This is a genomic window from Bacillus sp. BS3(2021) (genome assembly GCF_021043345.1).
GTDB lineage: Bacteria > Bacillota > Bacilli > Bacillales > Bacillaceae > Bacillus > Bacillus paralicheniformis.
In genome coordinates this window covers 20,346-34,354 of record NZ_JAJNDM010000007.1, presented here as the reverse complement: position 1 = coordinate 34,354, position 14,009 = coordinate 20,346, and the positions used below count along the sequence as shown (strand labels likewise).

At 47.1% G+C, this 14,009-nt stretch carries 9 protein-coding genes; 6 read left to right on the top strand and 3 right to left on the bottom strand.

Translation table 11 applies throughout. The annotated features are described in order from the left end of the window. Nucleotides 1-31: 31 nt before the first annotated feature. Complete coding sequence (locus LQ247_RS15885) at nt 32-2,275, bottom strand: glycosyltransferase (protein ID WP_231006258.1); 2,244 nt, start codon at nt 2,273-2,275, stop codon at nt 32-34. 193 nt (nt 2,276-2,468) lie between these two features. Here LQ247_RS15885 and LQ247_RS15880 point away from each other — a divergent pair, with 193 nt between their 5' ends. The 5 genes from LQ247_RS15880 (at nt 2,469) to LQ247_RS15860 (ending at nt 8,216) form a co-directional block, all read left to right on the top strand. Next, entirely contained in the window at nt 2,469-3,551 is a 1,083-nt protein-coding gene (locus tag LQ247_RS15880) for a glycosyltransferase (protein ID WP_031304956.1), read from the top strand. Between the two features lie 121 nt (nt 3,552-3,672). Continuing rightward, the gene (locus tag LQ247_RS15875; RefSeq protein WP_231006257.1) at nt 3,673-4,782 is read left to right on the top strand and encodes a DegT/DnrJ/EryC1/StrS family aminotransferase; all 1,110 of its coding nucleotides are present in this window, start codon (nt 3,673-3,675) and stop codon (nt 4,780-4,782) included. After that, complete coding sequence (locus LQ247_RS22210) at nt 4,779-5,843, top strand: Gfo/Idh/MocA family protein (protein WP_026580659.1); 1,065 nt, start codon at nt 4,779-4,781, stop codon at nt 5,841-5,843. Before LQ247_RS15875 ends, LQ247_RS22210 begins: the two co-directional genes overlap by 4 nt. Nucleotides 5,844-5,928: 85 nt before the next feature. After that, a complete protein-coding gene (locus LQ247_RS15865; protein WP_095293055.1) occupies nt 5,929-7,224 on the top strand; it encodes a nucleotide sugar dehydrogenase in 1,296 nt (431 codons plus the stop codon). An 80-nt stretch (nt 7,225-7,304) separates the two neighbouring features. Further along, nucleotides 7,305-8,216 (top strand): alpha/beta hydrolase, encoded by a 912-nt coding sequence (locus LQ247_RS15860; protein WP_075755089.1) that lies wholly within the window; start codon nt 7,305-7,307, stop codon nt 8,214-8,216. Here the strand turns inward: LQ247_RS15860 and LQ247_RS15855 are convergent. Beyond that, a complete protein-coding gene (locus LQ247_RS15855) occupies nt 8,213-8,605 on the bottom strand; it encodes a winged helix-turn-helix transcriptional regulator (RefSeq protein WP_020450561.1) in 393 nt (130 codons plus the stop codon). The two genes, LQ247_RS15860 and LQ247_RS15855, sit on opposite strands and share 4 nt — an antisense overlap. Before the next feature lie 130 nt (nt 8,606-8,735). Between LQ247_RS15855 and LQ247_RS15850 the strand changes: the two genes are divergently transcribed. Further along, nucleotides 8,736-9,419 carry an NAD(P)H-dependent oxidoreductase gene (locus LQ247_RS15850; RefSeq protein WP_020450562.1) on the top strand — a complete coding sequence of 228 codons (684 nt, stop codon included), beginning with the start codon at nt 8,736-8,738 and terminating at the stop codon, nt 9,417-9,419. A 41-nt stretch (nt 9,420-9,460) separates the two neighbouring features. Here LQ247_RS15850 and LQ247_RS15845 read toward each other — a convergent pair whose 3' ends face one another. Beyond that, nucleotides 9,461-13,798: a multifunctional 2',3'-cyclic-nucleotide 2'-phosphodiesterase/3'-nucleotidase/5'-nucleotidase gene (locus tag LQ247_RS15845; protein WP_231006256.1), complete on the bottom strand. Its 4,338-nt coding sequence runs from the start codon at nt 13,796-13,798 to the stop codon at nt 9,461-9,463. Nucleotides 13,799-14,009: the final 211 nt, after the last annotated feature.

Genomic DNA, 14,009 nt, shown 5'->3' with positions numbered 1-14,009 from the left:
AAGAGAAAAACCTTCCACAGAGCGGAAGGCATTATATCAGCTGGATTTTTTTAATATTTTTCATATATCGTTCATACTGATTGTCTGAAGCGAGGCTTAATTGGAAGTATTCATCCATTTTATCCAGAAGCGGCTGAATGCATTCTTTTTTGGCGTCTTGATCTAAATGCCGGGTATATCCGTTTTGTGCGTATCTCCGGGCCATTCTCCAAAAGGTTTTTCCGATGCTGAAATATTTCAAGGACTGTCTTTGATTTTCCTCAAGCTCCTTCCATTTGATATGGGGAAAATAGACGCTTTCGTCAAATTCTTTCACAATATAGTCGATGACGTACACAAGCGATTGAATCCTTTTATGCAATTGGTAGGAAATATTGTTTTGATGGCGGCGGTAGCACAATACAGGTTTTCTTAAATAGCGGCGCTTCCAGCCGCGCTTCGTGTTGGCCAAACAATTCAGCACATCCCCTGCAAGCGGCTTTTGCGGATCAACCAGCCAAGTAAAGCCTTTTTGCTGATAATAAGATGCTTTAAACATGCCCACCATCGGGACAATGCCTGAGCCGCCCCTTTGAAAAATAGTCCTCACCAGCTCCTCATCGCCATACTCTTGATACGTCCACAGCCCCGCATTTTTTCCGTGTTGATCAACAAGCAAAAGGTCCCCGTACACATAATCTAATCCCTCTTCTCCAAAAAAGCACTGCATAAAGTCATGGAGCACCAAATTGTGCGGAAGGAAATCATCTGCGCTTAAAAGCAAAACATATTCGCCTTTTGCCTCTTGGAAGATTTCCTTAAAAGCGAGATCAGGAAGTTTTGTATTTTCGCTGTGGCATATCGTTCGAATGTGCGGATGCGTTTTTTGATAGCTGCTGATTTTTTGCATCGAGTCGTCAGTTGAGTGGTCGTCAACGATCAGAATGTCGATATTAGGGTAGAGTTGATTTAAAACGGATTGAAGGCATTCATCAATAAAATTACTGTAATTATAGTTGATGATGCCTACCGTAATCAGCGGCGGATTTGGCATAACCGTCAACTCTGACTGCTTTGCAAAGCCTGAAATCATCTCTTCAATTTTGCGCATGCTCAGGTCATATGAATAATGCTCTTCAATAAACGACCGATAATGGAGAGATGTATAATCACCGCTTGTGATCATGGCCACGAATTCATCTATTGTATTCCAAACAACTGATTCATCGTATATCGTCTTTGCGCCGTAAAAATTGTGAATCAGCGGTTTTATGCCTTTAGCCATCGCTTCCATGGCCGACATATGCTGACTTTCAAGAAGGCTCGTGCAAATCAGGTAATGCTTATCTTCCAAGTATTGATTCATATCATCCTGCCATCCGTCAAATTGGACGCTGTCAGTCAGCCGGAGTTCATCAATCATTTGCTTGAAGTACAACTGATAGCGGGCGTCCTGAAACGTCCCGGCGATGAACAGTTTGTATCTTGGGTCTTTGTCAATCAGTGCCTTGAAAGCCTGCAGCAAAAGCATCGGACCTTTTTTATAGTTGATATAGCCGACATATGCGATATGAAAGCCTTTTTGCCTTTGCTGAAAGGTGTATTCGTCTAACTTGATTCCATTTGGAACGACGGCCGTTTTCTCTTTTTTCAACGATTTAACTTGATCTAATACATATTCCCGCATGTGTTCCCCGTCAAAGATCACTTGATCCACCGCTTGCCAATATACCTTTTTAATATAAAAAGTAAATGCTTCATAGCTGTGGAGCCTGCATATTAATGTTTTGGCCGCTGCAGAAGGGACTTTGCTCCCGTGGATCAATAAATCATCGCACCATTCAAACCAGCAAATATCCGCCCATTGCATGCCAGTGTCGATTTGATTCAAATCATGAACCGCGATTTTTTTGGTCCGGTAAGTTCCGGAAAGGCGCTCAACGACAGCATTCAAAAACCGGTCTAAATCCGGTTTGACGAAAAAAATGATCTTTGGACGCCTGACCATTTTTTTGAAAAGGTCTTCTTTCTCCTTCATGAGGCGATGTTGATGTTCGCGCCTGACAAACAGGAGGGCATCATCATATAATTCAGACGCTCTCTGAACCTGCTGCTTTTTTTCATAAACAAAAGCAGCGCTTATCAGTAAGCCGGGATCGAAGGGAGCGGCTTCCAGCCTCTCTTCCAGCTTCTGCGCAGCATCGTGCCATTTGTGTTGAAATATCAGTTGGGATATTTCGGTTTCTCTCCAGCTAAGCCCAACAGAGTCTAGCAAATATTCCAATTCATTATCCATCTGAAACCTCCTGGTTAAACACATTTTCGCTAGTAGTATCTATATTCAAGCGAGAAAAGAAAGTTCTATGAAAAATACTTCGGAAATGGCACAGCCTGAAAAGCTAAAACAGTGACAGCGGCACAAACGCGATCAGCTGCTGGTTCATATTTTATGGGTAGATTTTAAAAAAGAGTCTCAGGGAGTGAAGGCTTTGGTTACAATCAGCCTATGTATGATTGTCAAAAATGAAGAAGAAGTATTGGCGAGATGCCTTGATACAGTGAAAGACATTGTAGATGAAATTAACATTGTGGATACGGGATCGACAGATCAAACCGTAGAGATTGCGAAGCGCTACACAGACCGCGTCTTTTTCTTTGAATGGATCGGCGATTTTGCGGCTGCCCGCAATGAATCGTTTAAACACGCCACAAAGGATTATATTCTCTATCTGGATGCGGACGATGTGTTGCTTGAGGAAGATCAGAAAAAATTAAAAGAGTTGAAGGAAACGCTTGATCCTTCCGTTGATTCCGTGTCCATGTACTATGATGCGGGAACTGACGAATTCGGAAATGTGACATTAAGGTACCGCCGCAACCGCCTGGTGAAAAGGGAGAAAAACTTTAAATGGAAAGGCGACTGCCATCAATATTTGGAGGTATTCGGGAACATCATCAATGCCGATATCTCGGTGACGCATAAAAAAATCCGCCACTCTGTCGGACGAAACCTCAATATTTACCAAAAGAAGATCGATCGCGGCGACACGTTTACCCCGCGCGACTATTTTTACTACGGAAATGAATTAAGAGAAAACAGACACTACGAAAAAGCAATTGAAAGCTACAATAAAAACATTGAAATGAAAGAAGGATGGATTGAAGACAAAGTATACGCCTGCATCAACAAAGCCGACTGCCACCGCTTTCTCGGCGACTTGGATAATGAGCTGAGATCGCTCTTCCAGTCATTTGAATTTTCCAAAACGCCTCGTGCCGAAACATGCTCAAGAATCGGCTATAACTTTCAGCGGCGGCGGGAATACAATGCCGCTATCTACTGGTATGAGCTGGCGACAACACTGGTGCCTGATTCGAATAAATGGAGCTTCACCTATCCGGCATATTACACTTGGTACCCTCACTTGCAAATGTGTGTGTGCTACTACAATTTAGGAGACTTTGAAAAGTCGTATCAGCACAATGAAGAGGCGAGAAAATACCGTCCCGATGACAAATCCGTCCTTCATAACAAACAGCTGCTGGAAGGGAAATTAGGCATTAACAAATAAGCATGGTCAAGACTTACTGAACAAGTAGGTCTTTTTTTATGAAAAAAATCAAGCCGTGCCAAATTACCGGCAGGCATCATAACTTATTTTGGAACTTTTTGATTTTAGAGGAGGAACAGAGATGATCCCGTTAATCAATTTAAAACGCCAGTTTCAAACGGTAAAACAAGATATTTTACAAGAGTTTGAGCATGTGTTGGACAGCGGCCAATATATATTGGGGCCCAAGGTTGAAGAGCTGGAGAAAAGAATAGCCGAAAAGCTTGGTGTAAAAGAAGCGGTCGCGGTCGCCAACGGAACGGATGCATTAGTGCTGACGCTCGAAGCTTTCGGTATCGGCAAAGGGGATGAGGTCATTACGACGCCGTTCACTTTTTTTGCGACCGCCGAAGCTGTCTCAAGGGTGGGGGCTAAGCCGGTGTTTGCTGATGTTGATCGTGAAACCTGCAACCTTGATCCGAAAAAAATAGAAGAAAAGATCACCCCTGCTACTAAAGCGATCATTCCCGTCCACATTTTCGGACAGCCGGCTGATATGGACGAGATCATGGCGATTGCCAAAAAACACGGACTGCTTGTGATTGAGGATGCCTGCCAAGCGTTCGGCGCTTCATATAAAGGGCGGCCTGTCGGCAGCATCGGGGATGCCGCCTGTTTTTCATTTTTCCCGACAAAAAACTTAGGAACGTTGGGAGACGGGGGAATGGTGACGATTTCAGATCCGGATGCGGCCCGGCAATTAAGAACACTCAGAACCCATGGCACAAGCAAAAAATACTTCCATGACAAAATCGGTTTCAACAGCCGTCTTGATGAATTACATGCCGCTGCTTTGCTCATTCTTCTTGAGAAAATCGACGGCTGGAATGAACAAAGAAGAAAAGTTGCCAGCCGCTACAGGGAAGGTTTGAAAACGGCGGAGCATCTCACACTGCCGGCTGAGAAAGAAGACCGCACACATATCTATCATCTCTATTGTATCGGCGCGAAAGACCGCGACGAATTCATTCAATCGCTGAAAGAGCAGAACATTCATTCAGGCGTGTATTATCCTTGCTGCCTTCATTTGCAAACGGTCTATTCTTCATTGCAGTACAAAAAAGGCGATTTCCCTATAGCCGAGTCCTTGTCCGAAACCCTTTTCGCGATTCCGATGGATCCTTTTCTAGCCGCTGAGGAACAAGAGCAAATTATTTCCGCGCTGCTGAAAAAAGGAGGAGGGGGAAAGTGACGGTTCATTTCGGTTTAATCGGCTGCGGCTATATGTCAAGAAAACATCTTCAAGCACTGGCCGGGTGCGGTGATGCAAAGTTGTCGGCCGTCAGTGATTTGCAGGAAGAACGGATGAAGGAGGCGGAACAATACTATGCTTCCTTCGCCGGAGATGAAAGCCGAATGACCCGTTATCAGCAGTATCAAGCGCTTCTTTCAGATTCTAAAATAGAAGCGGTCATTATTGCGGCGGTTTCGGGACTGCACGCCGAAATGGCCAAAGCTGCGCTGCAGGCAGGCAAGCACGTCATCGTCGAAAAACCGATGACCTTGTCATTACAGGATGCCGATGAGCTGATAGAACTGGCGGAACAGAACGGGCTGAAGCTCATGGTCTGCCACCAGATGCGCCACCGGCCGATCATGAAAAAACTGAAGGAAACGATTGAGAGAGGAAAACTGGGAAGGATCTACTTAGGCACAGTATCGCTTCGCTTAAACAGGTCACCCGCTTATTATGAAGCGGCAACCTGGCGGGGAAGCTGGGAAAAAGACGGCGGGATGCTGGTCAATCAAGGGATACATCTGATCGATCTGCTGCAATGGTTTTTAGGTGATGTAAAAGGCGTTTACGGAGATATACTGGGCGGTTCCGGAGCAAAAGAAACGGAAGATGTTGCTGTCGGTGTTCTGACGTTTGCCAGTCAGGCGAAAGGAGTAGTAGAAGCGAATATCGTCACACAGCCAAACAATATCGGAAGCTCTCTCTCGATTTTTGGAGAACATGGAACGATTTCATTGGAAGGCCCGGCATTAAACCGGATCAGCCGCTGGTATATCCACGGGGAGAAGGATGCTGCTGAAGAAGCGGCGCAGCTGATTGATCTCGGCGGCGAACAAACCGCCATGTACCAAAACTTTATAAGCGCCGTCAAGCGCCAAGACACACTATTGGTTGACGGCTATGAAGGGAAAAGGGCGATTGAAACGATTTTTGGAATCTACCAGTCTGTGCTGCAGAAGCAGCCGGTGCAGCTGCCTCTTTCTTCGTTTCAAACATCTGATATGAAAAATAAATAGGTTTTGATTTGGTAGATCGTCCCTTTCAAAAAAAGATTTAAAACATAGTTTATTAAAGGAATGTACAGAAGGGGCGATTTGATAAATGAGCAAACAGGAAATGCATAACGAAACGATAGCGGTCATCGGCTTGGGGTTTGTCGGTCTGCCCTTGGCCATGTTGTTGATATCAAAAGGAATTCGGGTTATCGGTGTTGATTTGGATAAAAAGAAAGTCGAGGCATTACGGAAAGGGAACAGCTATATTTCAGATATCAACGATCAAGCGGTGCAGGACGGAATAGGCACCGGTTTCTTTCGTCCTGTTTCGGACTACGGTTTAATCGGCGAAGCGGATGCCGTCATCATCTGCGTACCGACGCCGCTGAATGATGATGCGGGTCCTGATTTGACTTATGTGAAAAGAGCGGCGCAATCGATTGGAGGGCACTTGAAAAAAGGGCAGCTCGTTGTGTTGGAAAGCTCGACATATCCGGGTACGACAAGGGACATCGTCAAACCGATCCTCGAAGAAAGCGGCCTTGTATGCGGAAAGGATTTTTATTTGGCTTATTCTCCAGAACGCGTTGATCCGGGCAATCAATTTCCGATTGAAGTCGTGCCGAAGGTAGTGGGAGGCGCGACGGAGGCATGCCTTGAAAAGGTGCATCAATTATACAGCGGCATTTATGAAGAGGTTGTGCCTGTCACATCGCCTGAAACAGCGGAGCTGACAAAGCTGCTGGAAAATACGTACCGGTTTATTAATATTTCATTCATTAATGAATTCGCGATGATATGCGACAAGCTCGGGGTGAATGTATGGGAAGTCATCGAGGCGGCAAGCACGAAGCCGTACGGCTTTGCGGCGTTTTATCCAGGTCCCGGCATCGGCGGCCATTGCATCCCCGTCGATCCGCTGTATTTGCAGTTTGTCATGAAACAAAGCGGTTTATCGAGCGACTTTATCGAGCTGTCGGAAGCGACAAATGATAGAATCGTCCGCTATATCGCAGAGCGTTCCTTGCAACTGGCAGGGAAAGATAAGGCGACAGACGCCCGCATTTTAATCTATGGCGTCACCTATAAACGTAATATAGCGGATGTCCGCGAATCAAAATCGCTTGATATTATAGAGAAGCTGATCGGCATGGGGGCTGATGTTTCCTACCATGATCCGCACGTTCCGGAACTCGACCTCAGCGGCAAAAAACTGGCAAGCATGCCGATAGATTCAGAGATGCTGAAAGCGTACGACTGTGTTGTCGTTTTGACCGATCATGACGCACTTCCGAAAGAGCTGTTACTAAACCATGCAACCGTGATATTTGATACAAGAGGCGTATTGAGAGAAGCAGCAGGAAAAGCGAAAGTCATCCAGCTCGGAAACGGGTGCTCTTGACGCCAATTTTTTTCCGCGACTCACGCCCAGACCCGTTCGGAATACAATAAGTTAAAACAAGAACGTAAAGGGTGAGGGCCGTGTGGATCGGAATTTTGTTGATGGTCTTTGGAATTGGGATCAGTATTTTTGCCGTCAGTCTGATTGTCAGCTATTTGTTTGTTATGCCGAACAGGAGCACATATGAAGAAACCTTTTTCAGCGGACTAAAACACGGCGAGATCATCGATGATGTGTTTGAGTCACACGACAAAGAAGAGCTGTTTTTGACGGCGGGGGATGGATGCCGGCTGCATGCGCTGCTTTTTCCCGTTCAAAAGAGCAGGAAAGCCGTCATCGTTTCCCACGGCATCAAGTGGTCGCTGTTTGGAGGGTATAAATACGTCGAGCTGTTCCAGTCCATCGGCTACAATGTTCTGCTTTGCGACAGCAGGTGCCACGGATTGAGCGGCGGTTCACACGTTTCTTACGGATTTTACGAAAAGGACGATTTGGCGAGGTGGGCTGACGAGCTTGAGAACAGGTTCGGCAAAGACCTTTGGATCGGAGTGCTTGGCGAATCGCTAGGAGCCGCGGCTGCCATCGAGCTGATGAAACAGGACAGGAGAATCAAGTTTTGTATTGCCGATTCCTGCTTCAGCGATTTAACAGAGCTATGCCGCTTTCAGCTGAAAGCCGCCGTCAAATTGTCCGTGCCGTTTCTCATCCCGTTGGCAAGCGGGCTGATCAAACGGCGCCATGGCTGGAGCCTTGCCGACATATCGCCGGTCAGCAATCTTGAGCAGTCAGACACGCCGCTGTTTATCATCCACGGCACAAATGATCAGCTTGTTCCGCCGGAAATGGCCAAAAGCCTGTATGACCGGAAAAAAGGGATAAAGAAACTGTATTTGATTGAAGGCGCGGGACATGTCGGCGGATTCCGCCACGATCCTGAAGAATACTTAAGCAGAATCAAAGACTTTCTCTTGAAAATCGAGCCGGCCAATTAGCCTTGCGATTCCAGCATTTCAGCGGCAGCCGATCGTTGGCGCGCTTCCTTGATTTTGCCGGCATAGGAAGCTCCCCAATTCATCATTTGACTGATGATCGGAATCAGCGTCTTGCCGAACTCAGTTAAACTGTACTCGACTTTCGGGGGAACCTGCTTATAAATCGTGCGGCAGACGATGCCGTCGCGCTCAAGTTCGCGAAGCTGGAGGGTCAGCATCCGCTGTGTCACGGCGGGAATTAAACGACGCAGCTCATTAAAGCGTTTTTTATCATCGATCAAATGATACAGAATGACGCTTTTCCATTTGCCGCCGATGATATCGATCGTTGCTTCCACCGGGCATGAATAACCGTCCGGTGTTTCGCATGCCTTCGGATTCTTGTTCATTTTCCTCTCTCCTTAGTATAAAAAATGATACTATGCCACAAAAATGTGCGTACTTTCTTATTGCTATTATAATGATTAGAATGAAATTAAGAAAGGAATATAAACTATAGACAAAAGGAGAGAACAGAACATGACACAGCAATCCAAGAAGCAGGAGATTCTTGACGCATTCCAATTTAGACACGCGACAAAAGAGTTTGATCCGGACAGAAAGATATCAGACGAGGATTTTCAGTTCATTTTAGAAGCGGGCAGACTGTCGCCAAGCTCTGTCGGCCTCGAGCCGTGGAAGTTCGTCGTCGTCCAAAATAAAGAGCTGCGTGAAAAACTGCGCCAGGTCTCATGGGGCGCACAGGGACAGCTGCCGACAGCCAGCCATTTCGTTTTGCTGCTCGGACGCACGGCTAAGGAAATGCGGCATGATTCCGGGTATGTTGCAGATCAGTTAAAGCATGTGAAAAAAATGCCGGAGGACATCATTGAAAATATGCTGAAAGAAGACGGCGTTCTGAAAAGTTTCCAAGACGGCGATTTTCATTTGTACGAAAGCGACAGAGCGATGTTTGACTGGGTATCAAAGCAAACGTACATCGCGCTTGCCAACATGATGACGGCGGCCGCCTTGATCGGTATTGACTCCTGCCCGATTGAAGGCTTTAATTACGACAAAGTCCACGACATCCTTGAAAAAGAAGGATTGTTGGAGGACGGCCGCTTTGACATCTCGGTCATGGCCGCTTTCGGTTACCGCGTGAAAGAACCGCGTCCGAAGACGAGACGGGCGCTTGATCAAATCGTGAAATGGGTTGAATAAAAAAAGTGCGGTTCTGCCTTTAGCAGACCGCACTTTTTTATTTAGATTTGGAGTTTGCGCCGCTTCCTTTGGTAAAGGTACAGACCGCTTCCGGATATAAGCAGCAGCAGGCCGAGCATCAGCCAATGATAGGCGTTTGAAGCGGTGTCAGGCAAAAACCCGCCGTTTGAACCATCTGAAGGTTCATTTCCGTCATCTGACCCGCCGCTGCCATGACCGCCTGATCCGTCTCCGCCGCTTCCGGCGCCGGGCGAAGCAGGGGGGTGACCGCCGCTGCCGCCATTCGGACCGTCATCATCGCCTGAACCCGGCGGAAGTGAAGGAGACCCGGCATCTTTGTCATTCATCACGGTATACTCGCTGAAATGGTCGACATAGCCTGCAACGGTACGGCCTTTCGTATAGCCGTTTGTCACTTTTGTGAAGCTGTTGTTTTTGCGGTCGACATAATAGACGCTCAAATGTTTGTCAGGAGCCTCGACTTGGAAAAACAGTCCGACAGGCTCTTTAAATGTGCTGACCGTTTTTCCATTCTGCTGAATGTTGAAATCATATACCTTTGTGACCGCCTGTTTGATATTCTTGGCGATTTTGATGCTGATTTTAGTCTTTTCGCTTGCCAGATTAACGGCTGGAAGCTGCATCGCAATGCGATCGTTTTTCAGGGTGATACTTGGATCATCAATTCTTTCTTTGACAAGGTCAGTCTGTGCTTTTGTCATATTCAGCTTGATGTGGTCTTTTTCTGTGTCAGGGAAATAAGCAATCACCTGATTTGCGTTTTTCGCGTATGTTTCGAACGGTTTTTCCGCAAGCGTCCAAGTGCCGTCTGTCTGACGGTCAGGAAGGAACACTTCTGTGATTCTGTTTTCGATGTTCGGTGAAACAGAATCGTACAAGGCAAGCTGCTCTGTAAAAATGTCGTAATCGGTAAAACCGAGATCGACACCGTTTTTCGCTTCTTTAAAAACGGAATAGCCGTCTCCGCCGCCGCCCATGAAGTTATTTGTAGCCACACGGTAGGTTTTGTCCAAATCGAGCGGAACAGCATCCCCTTTGTCATTGACAAGGTTCACATCAAGGATGCGCTCACCTTTTGGCTTGCTCAGTGTAAATGTGAAGGATAAACCCGCGACATGCGGAAACGCGCCTCCGCCTTCTTCGACTTGGCTCACCCCGTGCTCAAGCGCTTCTTTGATTTGCGCACCCGTCAAATCAGCGGCATAAAGGGTGTTGCCGAACGGCATGACCGTCAGCACATCGCCGAGTGTGATGTCGCCTTTGGCAATACCGCTTCTGATTCCGCCGCCGTTTGTGATGGCGATGTCAGCCCCGCCGGCTTGTTTTGCTTTCTTCAGCATGCCGTCCGCGATAAAATTGCCGAGGTTGGTTTCTTTTGAGCGGACATGCTCGCGTTTTCCGTCAAGCGGGACATCGGCATAGCCTACTTTTTTCTTCTTCAGTTCGTCAATATCTTCTTTAAAGCCGTCAAGCACTTCTTTCGCTGGAGGATCTTCGTCCACTTTGCCGTCAATCGCGATCAAATTGAACCTTGATTGATCCGTTTGAACGACGCCTTTCTCATCAAACACAACATCGACCCGTCCTAAAAACTGCCCGTAGTCTTTCACTTGGGCGACGATTGTCGGTTCTTCGCTCTCCACCACTTTTAAATGATCGACGAGTGTATGCGTATGCCCGCCGATAATCAAATCGATGCCCTTCACTTTTTTGGCAAGCTCCAGATCCCGGTTGTAGCCGAGGTGGGTGAGGGCGATGATTTTGTTGACCTTTTCTTTTTCTTTCAGTTCCTTGACCGTTTTCTCCGCTGACAGATAAGCGTCATGGAACGCAATGTTCGGTCCGGGGCTTGACGTATATGACGTATCTTCCGTCGTCAGGCCGAATACGCCGACTTGCTCGCCGTTTACATCAAGCAGAATATAAGGATAGATGCCGCTTTCTTTCTTTTCTCCCGCTGTTAAGAGTGCAGGCTCTTTTTGAAAGCTTCGCAGCTGAGGCTCCTTTGATACATCGACATTGGAGCTGACGATTGGAAAATCGGGCTTTTCCAGCTGGTGTCTGTTTAACGGATCGACGGCCGCATTGTTTCCGCTCAGAAAGTCTGCGAGCACTTTCGGCCCTTTATCAAATTCATGGTTGCCGAAGGTCATGGCGTCATAGCCCATCATGTTCATCAGCTTCAAATCGGCGAGTCCGTTCCATTTTGTAAAATACAAGTCACCGGAAAAGACATCGCCGGCATCGAGCAGCACATTGTTTTCTGCTTCACTGCGGATTTCTTTCACTTTGGCAGCGCGCCTTGCCGCTTCATCAAGGTGGGCGTGCGTGTCGTTCGTGTGCATGACTGTTAACGTCCAGTTTCCATTATCAACCGGAGGCTCTGTACCTTCAAAGTTCAGCTTATAGACGCCATATCCGCTGTTTTCGGATTCTCTGACAAAATCGATGTCCTTCGCTTTTTCAGCAAACGGTTTGGCGAGGAGAGAAGATTCGAATGTCACATCGGCTCCTTTAATCGGAGCGATCGACCAGTTGTTATCGGCGGCAGGATTGACCGTTTTCTTTTCCATGATGTAGTTCATGAGCACCTGCCTGTTTTCATCAGCCGCCGCATAAACGACTTTGTCCTGCGTCAGATGCGGGAATCCGCCGCCCCCGGACGCGCGGTAATTATTTGTGACCACAAGGAATTCCTGATCGTCGCGGACGGCTTTTCCGTTGTAAGACAACTGTTTGACGCGGTTGGCCTGCGGATTTTTCACCCCGCCTGACGCATTGTATTTTGCCGGTTGTGTGACATCGATCTGGTAGGTCACACCGTCAATGACATCGAAATTATACGACCTGAAATCGGGGTTGAGGAGCGCCTGTTCACCCGATTTTGAAGGGTCGATCTGGTTGAACTGCCCGGCCGACATTTCGATCCAGTCCTTCACTTCGCTTCCCGTCAGCTTGACGATATAGAGCGTATTGTCGTACAAATACAAATCGCCGATGTTTTTGATCGCAAGGTTTCCTGCTTTAATGTTTGTATAATAATCAGCACCGTTACGCCCTCCTGCTTTAAATGGCGCGCCCGCTGATAAAATCGGCAGGTTTTCGTATTCCGTTCCCTTCATGACATCTTCCGCATACCATTTTTGTGCGTCTGTGACAATCTGAATCGAAGGATCGTCTTTTACTTGTGCGAAAAAGCTGTTAATATCAGCTTCCGTTTGGCCAACCGGCGCGCGGACGTATTCAAGCGTTTTTTCGTGTGTGTCTTTAATCGTGGAAACGACGGTTTCGTGTCGTGACGTCACATTTCCGGCAATCGCTTCCGTTTTTGCGCTGGCATCTTTCACTGTCCATTTGCTGCCGTCCTGTTCAAGCTGCATATCGATGATTCCTAAATGGCTGCCCCAGTTTTTCGGCATGACGACAGGGATGCCGTTGATCGTTCCTTTTTGATTGTCGATCACGCCATTTCCTGGATAGTCGGTACCGGGGAACAGACCGTGCTGGTGTCCGGAGATGATCGCATCTATTCCTTCCGTCTTGAGAGCCAGGTCATATACGGCGTTTTCTGCTCCCGCCGCCTGTTCGCCATTTTCAATTCCGGAGTGGGCGATCGCAATGATCACGTCGGCGCCTTCCTGCTTCATTTTCGGAATCGTTTGTTTCGCTGATTCGGTGATGTCCTGCACCGTGATTTTGCCGTCCAGATGCTTTTTATCCCATGTTAAAATCTGCGGCGGAACGAAGCCGATGTAGCCGACTTTAAGCTGGTGCTTTTGGCCGCTTTCATCCGTCAGCGTCCGCTCTTCAATATGATATGGCGTATATTTGTTCTTTCCGTCCGATGTTTTTATATTGGCATTGACGATGGGAAATTCGGCGCCTTTTATCGTGCCGTCAAGGAATTCAAGGCCATAGTTGAATTCGTGGTTTCCGAGCGTGCCGGCGTCATAGTGCAGTTTGTTCATGACATCAATGATCGGGTGTGTTTTCGTTCCGGAGATAATTGCTTCACGTTCATGTTTGAAGATATATTCCCCTAGAGGGTTCCCTTGAATTAAGTCGCCGTTGTCGACAAGAATCGTGTTCGGATTCCGGCTCCGGTGCTTTTCGATCAGCTGAGCCGTGCGGGCCAGTCCGAATTCTGCCGTTTCTTTGTCGGCATAGTAGTCATAGTCCATGATATGGGCGTGGATATCTGTCGTACCCAGGATGCTGAGGTTGATCAGCGGGTGTTCATTTGGTTCTTCTGCATATGTCTGGGTGTTTGGAATGAGTAAACTGAGTATCATCACTGAGGTTAGCAGAATACGGAGAATGTTTTTCCTTGAAAACCGTCTTTTCTGTATTCCCACCATTTCTCCACCTTTCAGATTAGAGTAACAATTTCTATTGTAAGAACTTTTTGTAAAGTTTTGTAGAACTTTCGTTGCGAATATTGTAAACACTCAGAAAATGATTCCAAAGTCTGTCCCTGTCTGCCGGGTGACTTAGGTACTTTGTCGCGAGGAACGTGCGGATGTTTTATTTAGTGTGGCAGGGGGAAATGGATTTATGTAGACAGAAGCT

Bases quoted from the DNA above. Each gene is read 5' to 3' on its own strand.
- LQ247_RS15875 (WP_231006257.1), top strand. From the start codon at position 3,673: ATGATCCCGTTAATCAATTTAAAACGCCAGTTTCAAACGGTAAAACAA.
- LQ247_RS15850 (WP_020450562.1), top strand. From the start codon at position 8,736: ATGACACAGCAATCCAAGAAGCAGGAGATTCTTGACGCATTCCAATTT.
- LQ247_RS15855 (WP_020450561.1), bottom strand. From the start codon at position 8,605: ATGAACAAGAATCCGAAGGCATGCGAAACACCGGACGGTTATTCATGC.
- LQ247_RS15865 (WP_095293055.1), top strand. From the start codon at position 5,929: ATGAGCAAACAGGAAATGCATAACGAAACGATAGCGGTCATCGGCTTG.
- LQ247_RS15845 (WP_231006256.1), bottom strand. From the start codon at position 13,798: ATGGTGGGAATACAGAAAAGACGGTTTTCAAGGAAAAACATTCTCCGT.
- LQ247_RS15885 (WP_231006258.1), bottom strand. From the start codon at position 2,275: ATGGATAATGAATTGGAATATTTGCTAGACTCTGTTGGGCTTAGCTGG.